General features: G+C 60.9%; 12 protein-coding genes and 1 tRNA gene. 7 read left to right on the top strand and 6 right to left on the bottom strand.

The window, feature by feature from the left end; translation table 11 throughout:
* Positions 1 to 71 precede the first annotated feature (71 nt).
* The gene (locus tag VGU25_03305; protein ID HEV2576218.1) at positions 72 to 4,766 is read right to left on the bottom strand and encodes a chitobiase/beta-hexosaminidase C-terminal domain-containing protein; all 4,695 of its coding nucleotides are present in this window, start codon (positions 4,764 to 4,766) and stop codon (positions 72 to 74) included.
* Between the two features lie 616 nt (positions 4,767 to 5,382).
* Between VGU25_03305 and VGU25_03300 the strand changes: the two genes are divergently transcribed.
* The 3 genes from VGU25_03300 to VGU25_03290 all read left to right on the top strand — a co-directional run bounded on the left by VGU25_03300 (position 5,383) and on the right by VGU25_03290 (position 7,489).
* Positions 5,383 to 5,466 (top strand) — tRNA-Leu (locus VGU25_03300).
* 19 nt (positions 5,467 to 5,485) lie between these two features.
* A complete protein-coding gene (locus VGU25_03295) occupies positions 5,486 to 5,815 on the top strand; it encodes a DUF3467 domain-containing protein (protein HEV2576217.1) in 330 nt (109 codons plus the stop codon).
* Between the two features lie 6 nt (positions 5,816 to 5,821).
* Positions 5,822 to 7,489, top strand: coding sequence for a glycosyltransferase family 39 protein (locus VGU25_03290; protein HEV2576216.1), 1,668 nt, complete (start codon positions 5,822 to 5,824; stop codon positions 7,487 to 7,489).
* On the opposite strand, the gene VGU25_03285 is transcribed toward VGU25_03290, so the two are convergent.
* Complete coding sequence (locus VGU25_03285; protein ID HEV2576215.1) at positions 7,463 to 9,640, bottom strand: prolyl oligopeptidase family serine peptidase; 2,178 nt, start codon at positions 9,638 to 9,640, stop codon at positions 7,463 to 7,465. The genes VGU25_03290 and VGU25_03285 overlap by 27 nt on opposite strands.
* 123 nt (positions 9,641 to 9,763) lie before the next feature.
* Here VGU25_03285 and VGU25_03280 point away from each other — a divergent pair, with 123 nt between their 5' ends.
* Positions 9,764 to 10,141 carry a hypothetical protein gene (locus tag VGU25_03280; GenBank protein HEV2576214.1) on the top strand — a complete coding sequence of 126 codons (378 nt, stop codon included), beginning with the start codon at positions 9,764 to 9,766 and terminating at the stop codon, positions 10,139 to 10,141.
* A gap of 75 nt (positions 10,142 to 10,216) precedes the next feature.
* Positions 10,217 to 12,496 carry a TonB-dependent receptor gene (locus VGU25_03275; protein ID HEV2576213.1) on the top strand — a complete coding sequence of 760 codons (2,280 nt, stop codon included), beginning with the start codon at positions 10,217 to 10,219 and terminating at the stop codon, positions 12,494 to 12,496.
* On the opposite strand, the gene VGU25_03270 is transcribed toward VGU25_03275, so the two are convergent.
* From VGU25_03270 to VGU25_03255, 4 genes are all read right to left on the bottom strand, one after another.
* Positions 12,497 to 13,000: an N-acetyltransferase gene (locus VGU25_03270; GenBank protein HEV2576212.1), complete on the bottom strand. Its 504-nt coding sequence runs from the start codon at positions 12,998 to 13,000 to the stop codon at positions 12,497 to 12,499.
* A 17-nt stretch (positions 13,001 to 13,017) separates the two neighbouring features.
* Positions 13,018 to 13,782 (bottom strand): FadR/GntR family transcriptional regulator, encoded by a 765-nt coding sequence (locus tag VGU25_03265; protein HEV2576211.1) that lies wholly within the window; start codon positions 13,780 to 13,782, stop codon positions 13,018 to 13,020.
* A gap of 207 nt (positions 13,783 to 13,989) precedes the next feature.
* A complete protein-coding gene (locus tag VGU25_03260) occupies positions 13,990 to 15,687 on the bottom strand; it encodes a carboxypeptidase-like regulatory domain-containing protein (protein HEV2576210.1) in 1,698 nt (565 codons plus the stop codon).
* A gap of 169 nt (positions 15,688 to 15,856) precedes the next feature.
* Positions 15,857 to 17,599 carry a GWxTD domain-containing protein gene (locus tag VGU25_03255; protein ID HEV2576209.1) on the bottom strand — a complete coding sequence of 581 codons (1,743 nt, stop codon included), beginning with the start codon at positions 17,597 to 17,599 and terminating at the stop codon, positions 15,857 to 15,859.
* Between the two features lie 251 nt (positions 17,600 to 17,850).
* Here VGU25_03255 and VGU25_03250 point away from each other — a divergent pair, with 251 nt between their 5' ends.
* Positions 17,851 to 19,242, top strand: coding sequence for an efflux RND transporter periplasmic adaptor subunit (locus VGU25_03250; protein HEV2576208.1), 1,392 nt, complete (start codon positions 17,851 to 17,853; stop codon positions 19,240 to 19,242).
* Positions 19,243 to 19,301: 59 nt separating this feature from the next.
* Positions 19,302 to 20,063, top strand: coding sequence for an ABC transporter ATP-binding protein (locus VGU25_03245; protein ID HEV2576207.1), 762 nt, complete (start codon positions 19,302 to 19,304; stop codon positions 20,061 to 20,063).
* Positions 20,064 to 20,083 lie beyond the last annotated feature (20 nt).

The following is a 20,083-nucleotide window of genomic DNA, read 5'->3' as shown; positions in this document are numbered from 1 at the left end:
GGACGGAAGCCGGAGCAAAAAGGCAGGCCTCCCAAGCTTTTGGGAGGCCTGCCGGTCGCAAACAACAGGGTTTAGTGGTTCATGGTGATCGAGACGGTCGTCTTGCTCGAGAGGGAGCCTGCAGTGGCCGTGATGGTGGCTGTGGAGGTGGTGGTTCCCGGACCCGACGAACCGCAACCGCCGAGCATCGTGACGCCAAGGACGCTGATGACGGCCAGCAGCACGATCTGGACCCCGCGGCGCTTCCGGAATCCGAGGAAGCAGAGCGCAAGCGCCAGGGTCGCCTCAGGCACCAGCGGATTGGAGCGGTGCCGCTGCATCGCGACCTGCCCGGTGCTGATAGTGACGGTGACGGTCTGGGGCTGGTTGTAGTTGGTCAGGTTCACGGGCGAGGCGCTGAAGCCGCACGCGGCGCCGGCGGGAAGGCCGCTGCAGGAGAGCAGGACCGCACCCGTGAATCCGCCCTCCGGTTGAACCGTGAGTTGAACAGTGCCGAAGGTGGCTGTCGACGGGATCGTTAGCGAGGAGGGGTTCGTAGAGAGCGCAAACCCCGCGGGCATGATGTTGACGGTGTAGGAGGAAGTGGCGACAGCGCTCGGACTATAGCCGATCGCGACCGCAATGGCCTTCAGGGTTTCCGTTGCCGAGAGAGTCAGCGCACCGGAGTAAACCTTGGAGCTTGTGGTCGGCGTCGAGCCGTCGACCGTGTAGTAAATGGTGGCGCCGGTGGTTGTGTCAGAGATCGTAACCGGCTGCGAGACCGTGTAGGTTCCACTGCCGAGGGAGATGGTCGGTGTCGCCGCCTGCGGAAGGTTGAGTGTGTAGGTCGCCGACGCCACCGGACTATTGGCATAGCCGGTCAGAACGCCGGTCGCATTGATCGTCTCCGATCCGAGAACCTGGACGGGGCCGCTGTAAAGGTTTGAGCTGGTGCTGGGCGTACTCCCATCCGTCGTGTAGTAGATCGAGGCACCTGGTGTCGTATCCGCTATCGTGACCGTCTGGATCGTCGTGAAGGTTCCTGCTGCGGGGGAGAAGGTCGGCGAAGTAACCGTGAGGTTGATCGTGTAGTTCGCCGTCGCTACTGCGCTTGGCGCGTACCCTGTGGCAACAGCGATCGCATTCAGGGTTTCCGACGTTGAGACTGTGATTGGGCTCTTGTACGGCGTCGAGCTGGTGGTGGGTGTGCTGCCGTCCGTCGTGTAGTAGATCTTGGCGCCGAGGGTTGAGTCGGTGATCTTCACCGTTTGAATGGATGTGTAGGTGCCGGTCGCCACGGAAAGCGCCGGCGTCTGGGTTAGCGGAAGATTGAGCGTGTAGTCTGCTGTCGCAACGGCGCTGTTGCTGAGACCGCTGACGACTGCGATCGCATTGATCGCCTCCGACGAGGAAACCGTAATCGAGCCGGTGTACTTTGTGGAGCTGGTGGTCGGCGTCGTTCCATCGGTCGTGTAGTAGATGGTCGCGCCAGGTGTGGCGTCAGAGATCGTTACAGTCTGAACGCTGGTGTAGGTTCCGGCGGCCGGCGAGAAGGTAGGCGTCCCTGCAGCGCTGCCTGCGGTTACGCCAAACAAGTTCGCCGAACCGACGCCGCCATTCACCGTATCAACCGCAGTGAGCACGCCAGCATGGGTTCCTGCGACTGTCGGATTGAACGTGACGTTCGTAGCAAACGAGGCTCCGCCGGTCGAGGTCGACGTGCAGCTTCCGGTAGTGTTGGCGGAAAACTCCGTGGACGCGGCTCCGTTCTCGGTTGCCGAGAATGAGACTACCGGCGAGGTAGAGCAGCCGCCATCATTCAGGATGGTCGTAACGTTGCTTGCAGTCGACGAGCCGGGCACGGCCGCGTTCGGCAGAGTAATGTTGTCGATCGCGATCTGCATTGCGACGTCCGAACTCGCGGAACTCGAGTATGTGGATACATACGCGTTGCCCTTTGAGTCGAGCGTGAGCATTTTCGCGCCTTGCGTCGAAACCGTGTACTCGGTGTTCGTGTTGACGGTTCCCTTATTGTTTGCAAAGGCAAAGACGCCGTCGTATTGGTCCGCGAAGTACACAGTCCCGTTCGCGTCCACTGCAACCGCGTCCAGTTGGTTGTCATAAGCGCTTGGAGAGGCAATGTTCAGCGTGTACACCGTCGTGGGTGTCGAGCTGTAAGCTCCTCCGCTGTAGGTCAACTCCTTCAACGTGGACTGGTAATTCGTGTTGGCCGACGCCACCATGAGCGTGTCCGTGAAGAACACATCACCCGACGGATCGACGGCGATCTCGCCCAGATACCAGCTCGCCTTCGCGGTTCCTTCAGTCACTGTTCCGGTGGGCTCCGCCCATAGAAGTACGGGCGCCGGAGAGCCCGTCTTCATGCAGGCTGCCGTGCACTCATAGACTGAATTCGGGTTCGTGCTTCCGTCTGTTGAAGTAAAGAAGAGGTCACCCGCAGCGTCGAAAGTCATCGTAGCGAGCCCGGAGACAGGCATCGTTGCGGCCACTACGCACTCTGCCGTATCGCTGCCCGTGCAAGTCGGTGTCCCGCTGCCGGGAGCACTGATGGCTGCGTACGCTCCACTCACGACAGGAATCTTGGCGATCTGGCCGCTGTACGTCTGGCCGATGTAAAGATTGCCGGCCGAGTCAATCGCTACAGGACCCGGATTGCTGAACGACGCCAGCGTCGTCGCGGTGGTCGAGCCCGGCGCGAACTCCAGGATTTTGCTCCCGTAGCTGTTTCCCGTGATCAGGTTACCGTTCGCATCGACGGCGAAGCTGTTGCCCGCAGGACTGCCACCGGCCAGCGCGCCCCCACCGGAGAATGTTCCCAGCGTAGAGATCTGCTCCATCAACACGCTAAGTGAGGTCCCATTCGTCGCACTGTTGATGAGGTACGTTGCCGCTCCGACGTTGCTATTCGGCGATCCGCTGGCGGCCGCGATCGCCTTGACCACTTCGCTCGAAGAGACGGCGATCGGCGCGCTATAAACCTTCGACGAGGTTGTCGGGGTTGAGCCGTCAGTCGTGTAGTAGATGGTTGCGCCGGAGGTGGCATCGGAGATCGTCACCGTCTGCGCTGCCGCATAAGACCCGCCAACTGGCAAGAAGGTCGGCGTTGCCGCTGGAAGTTGAATCGTGTACGCAGCGCTAGCGACACTGCTGGTGGTCACTCCGCTCGCGCTGGACGTCGCAATCGCGTTAATGGTCTCTGTCGAAGAGACCGTGATCGGACCGGAATAAAGGTTGGAGCTTGTTGTGGGAGTTGAGTTGTCAGTCGTGTAGTAGATAGAGACGCCGGGCGTCTGGTCGTAGATGTTAACGGTCTGCACGGCGTTGTACGTTCCTGCCGCTGGAGAGAACGTCGGGGGAGCCAACTGTCCGGTGGCGAACCCGGTCACGCTCGCCGAGCCGCTGCTACCTGGACCGCTCGCCTCGGTTGCATTGAGCGTGGCGGACCGTGTGCCGCCATAAGCCGGCGTAAATGTCAGCGTGACCGCGTAGCTTGCACCGGTGCTGTTGACCGTGTTGCAGGACCCCGTCGTCGCCGCTGTAAATTCCGTCGTTGACGTGCTCCCCTCAAGGGCGGAGAAGTTCACCATCGGAGCAGGCGAGCAGCCCTCGTCATTGAGGATGACTGTCGCGTTCGCCGTCGAGCTGCTTCCCACCGACGAAGCCGTCGCAGTCAGCTCACCGATCCCGACACGGATGGCCGTGTCCGAAGATGTGTAACTGACGACGTAAAAATTCCCATGACCATCCGTGGTCAGAATCTTCGCGCCCTGGGTCGACATCATGTAGCGAGTAGTAGTTGTCACCGTTCCCTTGTTGTTCGGGAACGCGTAGATGCCGTCGTATTCTGTCGAAAAGTAAACAGTGCCGTTCGAGTCGATGGCTACGCCCACAAGCTGATCGTCATAATCCCCAGGGGAGCTGTCAGTGAGCGTGTAAAGCGTGACAGGCGTGGAGCTATAGGAGCCGCTGCTATACGTGAGCTCTTTCAGCGTCGATTGATAGCTGAAGCCATTAGTGTCTTTCTTGTCGAGCAGCGAATCGGCGAAGAAGACGTTGCCCCACGGATCGACCGCAATTCCTCCCAGCTGCCAATATGCGGTGTCCGACCCTTCCGTAACTCCTGCGGACGGCTCGCTATAGAGCAGGGTCGCCGTAGATGACGAGCTCATCAGGCACGCTGCTGTGCACTCGAAGACAGAATTGGGATCCGTTCCCCCGGTGGTGGAGGTGAAGAACAGGTCTCCTGCCGCGTCGAAGACCATCGATACGAGACCGGCCACGGGTGCGGAGAACGGAAGCGCACACTCCGTCGTGTCATTTCCGGTGCACGTTGGGGTCGAGCTGCCGGGGGTGCTGATTGCCGCGAGCGTTCCGCTGACCAGCGGAATCTTAATGACGGTCGCGCTATACGCCTGGCCGATGTACAGGTTGCCGGCCGGATCGATCGCAACTGGGCCGGGGTTCGAGAACGACCCCAGCTTCGTGGCTGTGGTTGACCCAGCCGGGAACTCGGCGATCGTGCTGCCGTAGGTGGTGCTGACGTACAGATTGCCGGCGGAGTCGACGGCCATACTGCTGCCCGCCGGATTGCTGCCGGCAAGCGCGCCACCGTTGGGCAGAGCGGCAAGGGTTGTCACCTGGCTCAGCACTACATTCGGGACACTCTGAGCTCCGGCGGTTCCACCACAGAGCCCGAGGACCGGGACGACCAGTATGAGAGCACACGCACTTGCGCCATTACGCACGATCTTGTGAAGATGTTGCATTCCGGTCTCCCCCGCCTTGCAAAACACGCTGCCCTTCATCCGCCGCCTCCAGAAATCTTCCTGCCAAACTGCTTCAAGATCTTTCTGTTCCAGAACTTCCCGTGCTGTGCTAAAAAAACTCCTCAAACGCCGCGATCCAGACACAACAAAGCGCAGCGAACCGGTCCAGTCGGTCGCTGCGGCAGTCGGTCGAGCATCTCCTTCAGCCCTTTTCGTAACCACAATCGATGGAGGTATTTTTGCGAAGGGCAAAATACATAGAGCTCTGGAGGACAGTCAAGGAAAAACTTGCGGAGATTACGCAGCGGGGTCGTAAGAATTCACAGGTATAAACCGTTTTACGGCGATCGAGGGCGTTTTGTGATAACTATCCCATCGCAGACCTGAATCGACACCGGGAAGCAAATTCAGCCACCCGCCCGCGGACGAACCGAGCATCGGCCACCTGCGAAATGCCTGCTATGCGCGCACAGGTCATCAGGACCCCTCTTAGCAGAGGTTCGATCCCGACCCTATATATTCCATCCTCGCAACAAACCGGGTTCCGAGTTTGTCATCCATCTGACGCATTGCACCCGCGCCCCATCCCCGATACGCTGAGGGGACGGCCACTTCAGCGGGGATGGTGAAATGGCAGACACGCAGGTCTTAGAAGCCTGTGCCGTAAGGCGTGAGGGTTCAAGTCCCTCTCCCCGCACCAAGCCGCCGCAGGATATTCAATGAATCAGCCCGTTTCGCCCGACAACCCTCGCATCCTTCTCAAGCGCACTGCGGACTATCGCGACTCCTATGCGAATAGTGTCCAGGTGCGCCTCTCTGTCTGGGACTTTTTGCTCGTCTTCGGCACTCTCTCGCCGCAGATGCCGGAGCAGGTAGAGATTGACAACTTTCAGGGCATCTATCTCAGTCCGCAACAGGCCAAGGCGCTGCACAATATTCTCGGTATGAACCTCGCCCAGTACGAGCAGACCTTCGGCACCATTGCGCTTGAGCCCTCATCGGCCAACAACGCGCGCTTTGTTACGCCTCCCGGCGGTCCGGTTCACTAACCCGCAGTGGACGCGCGCTCGTCAGGCCCGATTCCCGTTCGCATCGCCGCGCTGCCCTCGTGGCTGCTCTGGCTTCTGCTCTTCGCATGCGTGGCCCTCAGCCATCTCACCCTCCTGCGCCTTCCCTACTACTGGGACGAGGGCGGATACTACATCCCGGCTGCGCTGGACTTCTACCACCACGGTTGGATCATCCCGCAGTTCACCAATGCACACCCGCCGGTGCCGAACATTCTGCTCGGCACCTTGTGGCACATCGTTGGCCTGCATATCCTTGCTACCCGATTGGCCGTGTGTGCCGTCGCCGCCGCGGCGCTGACCGCAATCTTTCGACTTGCACAACGTCTTCTGGACCCCACAGCGGCTGTGAGCCTGACGCTGATGATCGCGGTTTATCCGATCTGGTTTGCGCAGAGCACACTCGCGCACGCCGACATCTTTGCAGCTGCATTCACGCTCTGGGCATTCGCCGTGTACCTGCCGGCGACCAGTTCACCCCTGGCGACTGCAACCGAGCGTGATCAGCGCCGCAACCGGATTGTCGTCGCCGTTCTGTTCTCGCTTGCCGCGCTCTCAAAAGAGACGGCGATCGTAGAACCTGCCGCGCTCATCGCCATCGAGGCCGGGCGATTTATTTATCAACGCCGCTCACCCGTGGCGCGCCGCGAACGCCTTCGCTGGATGACTGCGCTGGCCGCTCCGTTCCTGCCGCTGATCGCGTGGTACGCCTATCATCGCGCCCGTACCGGCTTCATCTTCGGCAATCCGGTCTATCTGCGTTACAACGCCACGGCAAATTTTACGGCCGCGCACATCTTTACGGCGCTGCGATACCGTTTTCTGCACCTCGTATGGCAACGCAACATATGGCTGCCACTCCTGCTCGCGGGCGCTTGCCTGCTGCTGCCCCCTCGTCCACGCAATGAAGTAAAGTCCCTGACCATCATCACGCGAGTCACGTGCGCGTTCCTGATTTTCGCCAACTGGATCGCCTTCTCTGTGCTGGGCGGAGCGCTGCTCACCCGATATCTCTTGCCGGTTTATCCGGTAATCCTTCTGCTCTGTGTTGATACATGGCGGGACCGCACACCATGGCTTCTCTGGCTTACCGCAGCAACGACAGCGATGTTCCTGAGCGGCCTCTGGATCAATCCGCCAACCTCCTTCGCGCCCGAGGACACACTGGTCTACCGCGACATGATTGTGGTTCACCAGGAGGCTGTTGCGTTCGTGAATCAGCATTATCCCGATGCAACCGTGCTGACTGCCTGGCCTGTCTCTACTGACTTGTCCAATCCGGAGCTCGGCTACACCACGCGCCCTATACGCGTTACCCCGATTGAAGACTTCTCGCTGGCCGAAATTCAAAAGGCGGCGGAACACCCCGAGCGCTTCGATACTGCGATCGTCTTCACGACGCACTATGTCGCCCCGAGCCTGCAACGCTATCTCCTGTCACATCCCGCCAGTCGAATCGGCCGCGCTTTCAACGCAAACCCCGACCTCTCTCCCGCGGAAATCGCCGCCGTTCTGCATGGGCAGATCGTCTGGAGGTCGCCGGACCTTGATGGTGAGTGGGCGGTTATCCTGCGCTTCAATCGAAGTTACGAGGCAAAGTCACAGGAGCCAGTTTCGCGGTTAAGTGCTCTAGCTTCCACCCGTCTCATTCCATAGAAACGTCAATTCGTCCGTGGTGTCGTGGATTCCCTGCTCCACACTGACGCCGGCACTGTGGCCGGCGCGGGTGTCGTAGTGGAGTAGAACCGGCCTTCGATCATCCTCTGGCTCTGCCATCACGGTCGCCTGCATCGCCGCGGTCATCTTGCGCGCGTGCAGCGGAGCCACGCGTGTGTCGCTGTCGCCGGAGAGAAACATGATCGCCGGATAATGCACACCCTGGCGGATGTTCTGGTACGGCGAATACTGCAGGATGTATGCAGCCTGATCGGGCTTTTCCGCTGAGCCGTACTCGGTCGTCCACCAGCGCCCGACAAGGAACCGCTGATAGCGGCTCATATCCAGCAGCGGATAGCCGCACAGGATCGCTCCGTAGAGATCCGGCCGCTGCGTCATCGACGCGCCCATGAGCAGACCACCATTTGATCGCCCTGTAATCGCCAGCCGTTCGCGCGTCGTGTAGTGATTGTTCAGGAGATACTCGGCTGCAGCGAACCAGTCGTCGAAGACGTTCTGCTTGTGCTCGAACATCCCCGCCTCGTGCCACTTCTCACCGTACTCTCCTCCACCGCGAAGATTGGGCAGCGCGAAGAAGCCACCCTGCTCCATCCACCACGCGTACTCCGGGCTGAACGCCGGCGTCTCCGAGATGTCGAAGCCGCCATAGCCGGTCATCAGCAGGGGCGCCTTGCCGTCCATCGCCAGACCCCTGCGGCCCGCAACAAACATCGGCACGCGCGTCCCATCCTTCGACGTGAAGAAGACCTGATGTACCTCGTACTGATTGGAATCAAATGGCACCTTCGACTCCGACCACACCGTGCTCTCCTTCGTGGCGACGTTGTACTCGTAGATGGTCGGGGGCACCGTGAACGATGAGAACGTATAGTAGCCGGTGTCCGAGTCCTCGCGTCCCTGCACCACGCCGCCGGTCCCGATCGTCGGATACTTAATTTCGCCGATCTCCTTGCCGTGCCGCGAGTAGATATTCGTCTCGGTCTTTACATCATTCAGCCTGCCGACGAAGAACACGCCGTCCACAATCGACACGGCGCGGATCGGGCTCTTGCTCTCGGCTATAACCACCGGCCAGCTCTTCGTCGAAGGATCGCCGAAGCTGGCGCGCAGTACGCGTCCGTTGGGCGCGTTGAAGTCCGTGCTGACGAACATCTCGTCGTGGTACATATGAAGCTGAAACCGCGAATCGACGCCATAAACCAGCGGCTCGAACTGCGCATCCGGCTTGCGAAGATCCTTCAACAGAATGTCCTCGCGAGTCGCCGGCACTCCATGGCTCACCGAAATGATTAACCAGTGGCCGTTCTCGCTGACCCTGCAGTTGATCAGATCGAGTGCTCCAAGCGTCTCGTCCCTATACGTGCCTCCGAATATCTGCGTGTCCTTGCCGGTCTGCGTTCCCACCGTGTGCTGAAAAACCGCTGCGGTTCCATCGCTCATCGTCTTCGAGTAGAAGAGCGTCTTCGCATCCGGCGTGAGTCCGAAGCCGCTATACCTTGCCAGCGGAAGCTCGTCTTCGATCTCTGCGCGCTTCGGCACATCGTAGAAGTGAATCGTCTGCTCGTCCGCCCCTCCGTGGCGGACGCCATACACCAGCAGGTCGCCCTTACGCGAGATCGCCGCGATGTTGACCGACGCATTCGAATCCGCACTCAGTGTCCGTGCATCGATCAGTCGTACATCGCCCGGCTGCAACCACGCTCCGCCCTTCACTTCGAACCGCAGCGGCCGCATGTAGATGGAGGCCTGGTTCTCTACCGCGAGCCTGCGCGTGAAGAAGAGCAGGCCGCTCCTCTCCTGCGGCATGCCTGTCTGGTCCACGCGGCTCAACTCGGTCAGACGTTTTTGAATGCGCTCGCGCAGGTCGCCCACCTGCGCAAAGTAGCTATCCGTGTAGGCCATCTGGGCCTTTAGAAAGGCCCGCGTCTCCGGAGATTTCTGGTCCTCGAGCCAGCGATAGTTGTCGGTGATCCTATGCCCACCCACGACCTCCGTCACCGGCTCGACGGCTACCTCAGGCGGCGGGCCAAGCACGACGCCATTCCGTCCGTGAATCGCTGCGGCTCCGCCAACCACGCCCAGACCCAACGCGCCAGCCCAAAGTGCTGTACCCAGGACTCGCAAGTTCATCGTGCCTCCTCGCGAATTTACCTCTTAGCTTAGACCACGACGGCTGCGGTTTATCGCATCCGAAGTTAGAAAAGGAACACCCGCAAGCACCGCACGAGGCCGTACACTGGGGTGTCTGGTCTTATGAGACGCCTGCTCTCCATCCTGCTGCTCGCGGCCTTTGCGCTTCCGTTGGTTGCGCCGCTGATCGCGCTCGCGCAGGATCCGGATGCGGCCCTTCCGGCGTGCTGCCGGCGTCACGGCCAGCACCACTGCGCCATGCTGGATCGGCAGAAAGATCCGTCGGCCCACCAGGTCAACGCAGTTTGCCCTGTCTGGCCGCAGCGGGCGGTACCAGCGTTAGTCGTCTTCCATCCGTTCCTTGAACGCAGCTCGCCGCCCGAAATTTCTCTCGATACGCTTGTCCTCTCCTGCGCAGGGCGCGACACGCATCCGTGCCATATCAGCGAGCGACTGCACCCCAAGCGCGGCCCGCCCTTTCAATCCCCCGCCCTCGCATAGCAGCATTTGCATGCGGCTTCGCGTGCAAGCTGCCACCTGTTCGCTTTAGCAGCGCCACCTGGGCGCCGGAATCCCATGCGAAAAATATCGCCTCTCTGCTCTTTCTTTCTTCTTTTTGCTGGCCTCTGCGCGCACGCCACCGTGTTTGGCGGGCTGCACGGCATCGTCCACGATCCGCAGCATCGCCCGATCGCAGGTGCAACAGTTGTCCTTAACGCAGCTCATTCGGATCTGAAATTTTCGGCCTCTTCGGACCAGTCTGGCGAATTCAGCTTGCCTGCCGTCCCGCTCGGCGACTACATCATCGCCATCAGTAAACCGGGTTTCGCAGCTCTGCATGAGTCCGTCACAGTCAGCAGCGACTCCGCGCCGATCTTCCACTACATGCTCTCCGTTGCCTCTCTGAATCAAGCCGTGAGCGTCTCTGCCGTGCAGGACGCCACCAATGTCGATTCTGTAACTCCGGAGACGCAGATCAGCCGCATAGATATCGCGCGCACACCGGGCGCCGACCTCACCAACTCGCTGGCGATGATTACCGACTTTGTGCCTGGCGCCTATGTAACGCACGACATGCTGCACGTGCGCGGCGGCCATCAACTCTCATGGTTGATCGACGGTGTGCAGATCCCAAACACGAACATCGCCTCGAACATCGCACCCGAGATCGACCCCAAGGACGTCGACACCCTCGAAGCTAACCGCGGCAGCTATAACGCGTCGCTTGGCGATCGCACCTACGGCATCTTCGACGTCGTTCCTCGCACCGGTTTCGAGCGTAACCGCGATGCGGAGCTTATGGTCTCCGCCGGCAACTTCCACCAGACGAACGACCAGCTCTCCTTCGGCGACCATAGCGAGCGATTCGCCTGGTACACCAGCGTGAACGGAAACTACAGCAATGACGGCCTGCAACCTGCCGTCTCTGCGCCCATCCACGATCAGGAGAGCGGCTACGGCGGATTCGGCTCGCTGGTCTTCAATCCGGATCCTGCCAACCAGCTCCGCTACGTCGGCCAGCTTCGCGCCGACTTCTACCAGGTCCCTTACGATCCCAATCCCACCGACTGGGAGAATCAGCTCTACGACTCGAGCTCGCTGCGCGATGCTGAGCACGAGACCGACAGCTACGGCGCGTTCACCTGGCTGCACACATTCAGCGCCAACACCGTCGCGCAGGTCTCACCCTTCTACCACTACAACCGCACCAACGATCAGCCCAATAGCGACGATCAGCCCACCGCCACGACCGCAATCCAGACCGGCGTTTACACGGGCGGCCAGGCCAGCTTCTCGACGGTCCTTGCGCGCAACACCATTCGCGCAGGCGTATATGGCTATGCGCAGCATGAGAACGATCTGTTCTCGGTGGTCTTCAACGACGGCAGCGCCAACAACTTCTCCATCAACCCGGTGGTCAGCGGCGGAGTCGAAGAAACCTACATCGAAGACAACTTCCGCCCGACCAACTGGCTCACGCTGATCGGCGGCGAGCGCCAGACGCACTTCTCAGGATTGGTCAGCGAAGACGCAACTTATCCACGTGTCGGCGTCGCCCTGCAGGTGCCGAAGCTCAACTGGGTCTTTCGCGCCTTCTACGGCCATTACTACCAGCCGCCCCCGCTCACAAGCATCACCGGCCCGGCGCTCGAATACGCGCAGAGCAGCAACGACAACTACGCCAAGCTCCGCGGCGAACGCGATGAAGAGCATCAGTTCGGCGTGCAGATTCCATTCAAAGGATGGCTGCTCGACGCCGACACATTCGAAACGAGAGCCAGCAACTTCCTGGATCACAACAACATTGGTGAGTCGAGCATTTTCATCCCCGTCACTGTGCAGGGCGCCCTCATCCAGGCGTGGGAGCTCACGCTCCGCTCCCCGCATTCATGGCGGTTCGGACAGGTCCATCTCTCCTATTCCAATCAAATCGCGCAACAGATCGGCGGCATCACCGGCGGCTTAGTCTGCTTCGACCCCGACAACTCCGGCGTCTGTGATGTTCCACCGGGTTATTCGCCGCTCGACCACGATCAGCGCAACACGCTCAACCTGGGCATGAACGCCAACCTGCCGTTCCACCTCTTCGGTGCGTTCAACGTCTACTATGGCTCCGGCTTTTCAAACGGCTACCCGGATCCGCCTTCGCCCTACAGCGGCGATTATCTTCCGTCGCACACCACGGCCGACCTCTCATTGGCCCGCGACTTCGGCGAGCGCTGTACAGCCTCCATCAATGCACTGAACATCAGCAACACGCGCGCGCTGCTGGACAACAGCCTCACGTTCGGCGGCTTCCACTACAACCAGCCCCGTCAGCTCTACGGGGAAGTCCGCTACCGATTCAAGTTTTGATCACGCCTTCAGAAATGCGGTGAACTCCTCGGCGCGCCGCGCTGCACTTTCCAGCGGCTTGCGGTAAACATACGCATGCCGCCCGAGCCCGTAGAAACTCTTCACCATGTGCGATCGCTCGTAGCCCTCGCGTTCGTAGAACGCAATCGCGCCGTCGTTCTCGACCCAGACGTGAAGTTCCACGGCCTCACAACCCGCGTCCGACGCTTGCTCTTCGATGCTCTGCATCATCCGCCGCGCCAGCCCATGCCGGCGGTACTTCGGATCAACATCCAGCGTAACCACGTATGTGACGAGCCCCTTGCGCGCTCTCTCCACATGAGCAATGCAAAACCCGGCGATCTCACCGCTCGCTTCATCATCGGCAATGATCGTCAGCGCATTTCTTGCTTCAGCAAACTGCTGCATCGCGCGCTCTGAGAACCGGAACGGCTTCGCGAAACATACTTCATCCAGCGCAAAGATAGCGCCGAGATCACTCGGGTTGTATTCCCGCAATCTCATGACTGTTCAGTTCAGCTTCAGTTGCGGCGCGGTGTTGCGGCGCCGTTCCCTGCACTGCGCCCCGCCCGCTTCGACGGAGGAGGCGTCTTGTCATTCGATTCGATCTCGTCCGTATCGCTCGTCAGGTGCTCTTCCACGTGCTGCAGATGCCGCCGCATCGCGCGCCGCGCCTCGTTGGGGTCGCGCGCCGCTATCGCCTTGAAGATCGCCTCGTGATCCTCGAGCGCCGCCGCCTGATGCTGCTCGAGCCCGGCCCGCTGGCTCAGCCTGTGATACATCGGCGCAAACATCCCCGCCCAAAGCCCGTTGATGATGCTCGCCAGCACGCTGTTCTTTGCAGCCTCGCCGATCGCCACATGAAACTGCCGGTCCGACACCTGCGCATTGATCTTGCCATCCACCATGCGCCGCATCTGTTCGAGAGTCTTCTCGATCTTGTTCAGATCACCCGCCGACGCGTACAGCGCCGCATCCGCCGCCGTTTCGCCTTCTATCAGCAATCGCGCGCGCAACAGTTCGAACGGTCCCGGGCCGGAGTCCAGCACCAGGGACATCGGGTTTACCGCCTCGCGAACATACGCGCCCGATCCGCTGCGGATCTCCAGCTCGCCGGCGATCTCCAGCGCAATCATTGCCTCACGAATCGTCGGACGGCTCACGCCGCACACTTTTGCGAGGTCAATCTCTCCCGGAAGCCGTGCCCCCGGATGGAGATTGTTCTCCGCGATGTAACGCGAGATACGTCCGGCAATCTCCTGATACCTGCGGTGGGTCTTCACCATCGGGCGTTCTTCAACTCCTGCAGCTTAGTCTTCGCAACATGGTACAGCCGCGCCATGCCATGCGAGAAGAACTTTGAAAACCGTTTGTCGAGCTGGAGCGTTTCGCTTGAAGGTGTGGTCAAGGCGAAGTCCGCTGGTGTCGTTTTCTCTCAAGCAAAACGACCTCCACAGATTCCTTTGGAAGCCAGCAGTATAAGGAGAAATGCTCTAGAAGTTGAACGCAAGCCCGGCCTGAATCGAACGCGGCACTTGCGCTAGAAAGAGCGTATGGCCATCAGGGGCCAGAACCGGCTGATATCCCTGCTCCAGCAGGTTTGTTGCCTCGACGACGGCATCCATTCCATTCGGGAGGAATCGTCCGCACGCCAGCCGCTGCCGCACATAAAACGTCAGGTATGCTCCATTCGGATCCGCGTTGTACGCATTCACCTGCGTCAGTGTTTCTTGCGGCTGCCAGCGGTACTCCGCGCGCACATTCGTACCGGAACGCACCACCTTCCCGTTCAGCATCACAGTGATCGCCTGCTCCGTTTGCGCATGCAGCTCAGCGGCCGCCTGCGCGAGCGCAACAAGGTCCCTCTCACGCCCTATCGCAGTTCCAAGATCGTACTGCACCGACGCTTTCAGCAGCGGCGTCAGGCTCTGCTCCAGGTTCACGCTCATGCCGCGTCCCGCAAACGACCCCGTGGCGAGCTGGAACGTCCCCGTCACCGGGTCGGCCACCAGCGCCATCCCCTGTTCGGCCTTCATGTCCAGAACACCGCTGCCGCCTATCGAATCTTCATTCACCCGGTCGACGTACCCGGACGCGGTCATCACGCGGCTTCCCATCTTCTTGCTTACGCTCACCTCGTGATGCATGCCGCGCCCCGTCAGTGGGCGGCCTTGAGCGTCAGCTAACAACGGATTCTCCGGCTTCAACCGGTCGAGGTCGTCCGCGCTTTGAAGCTCGCGCCCGCTCGCATACCGGTAGACCACCAGCAGGTCATCGCCCGGACGCACTGACACCCGCAGGTACGGCTCGGCGTCGATCATCGTCGATGCCAGCCGTTCCGCCGCGACCAGCGTCCCGGCGTCGATCATGACCGCATCGCCCATCGACATCTGGTGCGCGCTGGCCATCCGCAGCACGCCATACCCAGCGTTGCCGCCGGCGGCCGTCAGCTCCGGGTGCGTCTGCATCGCCGCCACCAGCCGCGTGCTGCCAAACTGTGACCGCTTCTCATATCCGGCGCTCACATCTGCCGAAAACCGCGGACTCACCATCGATCCCAGATCGGCAATGTCCGCCCGCATAACCGCGCTGTCGCCGTCCTCCAGCGTCCGGTTGATCATCAATATCTGGTGCACGCCGCCCTGTCCGAACGCCCCATCCCCGTTCGTGACCTCAACCCTGCCCTGCGAGACCACCCGGCGCCCTTCCACCCCGCTCGAAGACATCTCCTGGCCATTCTCATCAGTCAGGCGCAGCAGCGGACGGCTCGCCGTTGACCGCAGCGTCCACTTCCAGTCGTCCACAGGTTCACCTGCGCGCCGTCCCTGGGTTGGCAGCCAGTTTGCCGCCTCATAAAGCGTCGTCATCGTCAGGTTGATGACCGCCTGCGCTCCCGCCTGCAACCGCAGATCTCCGCGCGTGACAGGTACGAGGAACGCCGCGGACGCCCGCAGCTGGTATTTGCCGGGAAGGACTGCGGGGATGATGTAGCGTCCGTGGTCGTCGGTCAGCGCCGAAGCAACCATCGTCGCATCGGCCTTCAGCAGCTCGATCAGCGCACCCATCTGCGGCGTGCCGTGGCTGTCGCGCACCACACCTGAGATCGCCGCATCGGTCGACGCGGCTTTGCAGTGCCCTGACCATCCGAGCACCAGCACCGTCAGTACCAGACCTGCAACAGCTCGTCTCACCGCGCTTTGAGACTCCTTACGCGCGTCGAAGGCTTCTCCAAAAATCCCAAGCTGTCGAACTTCATCCTGGGATGTTTACGCCAAGCGGGTCATCACTGTCTAGTCTCGTGTGACCCTGCCCTTACTACCGGAAAAACCGAACGCTCGCCCGGTCCTGAAAAATGACCGGCTACTGCTCAACGTTGAACTTCGCGGTCTCTGCGATCTGCTGCTTCGAGATCCCGTCATTCACCTTAATCACAACCTGATACTTGCCAGGAGCCAGACTCGCCAGCGGCATCGTCTTCTCCAGGGTCAACTGGTCTGCGTTCGGGTTCAGCTTCGATGCCGACTCCGACGCTTGCAGTATCTGTTTGTTCGTCGCCAGATCAAGAATCTGATACTCGATCGTCGCGTCGTTCTTCTTATCGTCACCAATCCTAAGATTGTAGACCTGCATCCAGAAATTGAGATTCTGCCCCTGGTGGAACGTCACCGGCGTCGAGATCGTCGGCGGTACGCGCGGCACTACATGCGTGTTGCCGATTACAAAGTTGCCGGCACCGACGTCCTTCGTCGGCACGCGGTTCATCTCGCTGGCCAGGATCAGGGACGAGCTCGCCAGCTGGTCGTCGTCATACTTCGGCACATCCACGCTCCGCTTCCAAGTCCCCACGTGCGCCTGGTTGTACTCGTCCTTGATTGCAATTTCGACCTTGTACCGTCCCGGCGACAGCGGCAGTGCCTTCCAGTACACCTTCACGTTGTTTTTGGTCTGCGGCAGCAGCTCGCTCGGCGTCTCCACCTGCACCGTATCTTCAAAACTCTGCACGATGTGGCCCGTGATGTTGCTCACGCGTCCCATGATGTGCACGATCCCCTTGGAGTCGCCTTCGGTGGTCTTGTACGTGATGTCGCCGTCGCGAATCTGAAGCGTAATCGGCACCATCACAGTATCGTTTGTGAGCTTCACGTAATCGGTGCGCACGTCGAAGATGAACGGCGGTCCGTTCAGCACCTTCGCATTGGCCAGGAACTCATCCATGTCGGCGTACTTCACTGGCGGCGGCGCAAACAGCTTCGAGAACGTATCCAGCCGGTCGAATTCCTTCGACTCCTGCGAACTCGACAGCGGCCCAGTGCCCAACTGCTCCATCCCGCCATTGAAGCGGTCCTTCTTCTGCGCCATGCCCATCTCTTCGTACTGGGTCAGGCCGGCGCCCGGCGTGTGCTTCAGCGCGTCCTTCTCCGAGCGGTCGATCGTCGCATGGTAGTCGCCGCACATGCACGTATCCACAAACTCGATATCGATGTTGTCACCCACGCTGGGCAGATAGCGGTAATGCCACACTTCAAACGGGAAGGTCGACGTGTTGCCCCCGCCCTCTTCCATCGGACGCTCGTACTGCCCTCCCGAAGGATGCGAGTCAATCGAGTCCGGCTTTCCGAATGCGATATAGATATGACCGCGATCGGTCATCCATCCCGGCTTGCCCGCCGCGAAATGCTCGTTGGCATATGCAATTCGCGCATAGTGCTCATCGCGAAATTCATTGTCCGGCGAGTCCGGGTTCGGATTGCGGCGCTGCCAGAACTGCTCGATGAACTGGTCGCGCTCCTCATCGTTGCTCAGCGCCTTGAACGCCTTCTCTTCCTCAGGCGTGATGATCCAGCGGACGTCCTGATCCAGCCAGGTCTTGTACTGGCCCTTCAACTCGCGGGTGACGTCCTTCTTGCGCTGCCTCTCCTGCGAATCGCTCAGCCGCCGCTTCAGCGGATCCGGCTTCTCTTCCTGAGGCTGAGTCTTGACGACCCCGCCATTGTCCTGAACGGCCGGAGGGGCGGTCGTGTCCGTAGCTTGTGCGCGGACCCCCATCCCCCATCCTGCGAGGGTTAGGGCGGTGATACCGGTAAACAAAACGCGCAGTTGCATTGGGCCGAGCTCCTGAAGATGAAAGACGCTCCCATTTTACGTGTGTTTCATCTCTCTACACAAGGCAATCCCGCCATGTTCCCTGTTAGAATCCCGGCAGACCCAGCCATCGAAGCCGCGCCCCAAAGCCCGTTTCTGCTGCCCCCGGAACCACCGGCCTCCGTTCTGCGTACCTTCGATTACAACCTGGAGTCCAAACCCTATGCCGGGACCTTGCCCGCACCCGGGCTGTTGCTCCGGGGGAAAGCCGTATGAGCCTAAAGAAGATCCTGCTGTTAGTAGTAGCCTTCATTGTTGTCGCCGGCGTCATCATTGGCTCCGTCATCCACAGCCGCAACAGCGTGACTGCAGTGGCTACGGGCAAAGCCGTGCAGCAGGATCTGATCGCCACCGTCAGCGGAACCGGCCAGATCAAGCCGCTCACCTACGTCAACGTCGGAGCCACCGCCTTCGGTCGCATCACGCACCTCTATGTCAAAGAGGGTGACCACGTAAAGAAGGGGCAGCTCATTGCCACCGTCGAAAGCCAGCAGCCCGCCTCCCAGGTCCAGGCCCAGCAGGCCACCATTCAGGCTGATAAGACCACGGTCGACTCCTACGTAGCCGCCGAAAAAACCGCGCAGGCCGCCGTGGAAGAGGCAAAAGCTGACCTCGAACAGAAACGGTTCGACATCCAGCGCTACAACCAGCTCTACAAAGAGCAACTCGTCGCCAAGCAGGATTACGACGCCAAAAAAGCCGCCTACGACATCGACGTCGCCACGCTCGCCCAGCGCCAGGCCGCGCTCGCCCAGGCCAAAGCCCAGACAGCCGCCGCCCGCAGCCAGGTCAGCCAGGCCGTCGCGACGCTCTCCGGCAACTCCTACCAACTCGGCCTGACCGAGAGCCGCGCCCCGTTCAACGCTCTCGTCACCAACGTGCCCGTCCGTGAGGGCGAAACCGTCGTCGTCGGCATCCAGAACGCCGAGGGCTCAACGCTGATGACGCTCGCCAACATGAGCATCATCACCGCCGAGGTCAAGGTCGACGAGACTGACATCGTCAACGTGAAGCTCGGCCAGCCCGCCGACGTCACCATCGACGCCTTCCCCGGCCGCATCCTCAAGGGCCACGTGACCGAGGTCGGCGACCAGGCCCTCCTGCGCACGACCGGTCTGGCCACCTCGCAGTCCACCACAGGTACCGAAGAGGCCAAGGACTTCAAGGTTGTCGTCACCCTTGACAATCCTCCCGATGACCTCCGCCCCGGCCTTTCCTGCAACGCGAAGATCACCACAGCCAATAAGCCCAACGTCCTCACGATTCCCATCCAGGCCCTCGTCGAGCGCGACCTCACAGCCGAAAACACGCTCTTCAAAAACCATGGCAAGGAGTCCGACGGCAGTGCCTCCGCCGCGACGAAGTCCACCGACACCCAGGGCGTCTACCTGATGGTTCGCGACGGCAGCGGCATGCGCGTCCGCTTCGTCCCGGTCACGACCGGCGTCGTCGGCTCCACAGACATCGAAGTACTCAGCGGCCTCAAGGCCGGGGACGAGATCGTCACCGGCCGCTATAAGGTCCTTCGCACCCTGAAGAGTGGCACCGCCGTCAAACGCGACAACTCGCCGGTCACCATCACGACCGACAACAGCTCTAGTTAGGGTCGCGTTTCTCTACCCTCTACTGTCTACGCTCTACCGTCCGTATTCCGGAGACCAAGATGGCCACAACAACCTTTCCCGCCGAGCCCACCACCTCCACGGCCTTCGAGCCGCCCCACTCCGGCGAGGTCATCGTTACCCACAACCTCTGGAAGACCTACGAGATGGGTGATCAGGAGGTGCACGCGCTCCGCGGCGTCGACATCCGCATCCGCCACAACGAGTACGTCGCCATCATGGGACCCTCAGGTTCCGGCAAATCCACGCTGATGAACCTCATCGGCTGCCTCGACACCGCCACGCAGGGCCAGTACTTCCTCAACGGCCACGACGTCTCCTCGCTCAACGACGACGAGCTCGCCCGCATCCGCAACAAGGAAATCGGCTTCGTCTTCCAGACCTTCAACCTGCTCGCCCGCGCCACATCGCTCCATAACGTGGAGCTCCCGCTCATCTACAACGGCACCCCGGCAGCCGAGCGCATCGCCCGCGCCAAAGAGGTTCTCGACCAGGTGGGTCTCGCCTCGCGCATGTCGCACAAGCCCAACGAGCTCTCCGGCGGCCAGCGCCAGCGCGTCGCCATCGCACGCGCCTTGGTGAACCATCCGTCCATCATCCTCGCCGACGAGCCCACCGGAAACCTCGACTCCAAGACCTCCGTCGAGATCATGGCCCTGTTCGACGACCTTCACGCCAAGGGCAACACCATCGTCCTCGTCACCCACGAGCCCGACATCGCCGACTTCGCCCACCGCATCATCTCTATCCGCGACGGCACGGTCTTCTCCGACGCCCCCAGCACTCGCCGCAAGCACAACTAGCAACGCTGCCACCTGCCTTG

The sequence above is a fragment of the Acidobacteriaceae bacterium genome (genome assembly GCA_035944135.1).
Classification (GTDB): domain Bacteria; phylum Acidobacteriota; class Terriglobia; order Terriglobales; family Acidobacteriaceae; genus Granulicella.
This window is presented reverse-complemented; position numbering and strand designations above follow the sequence as displayed.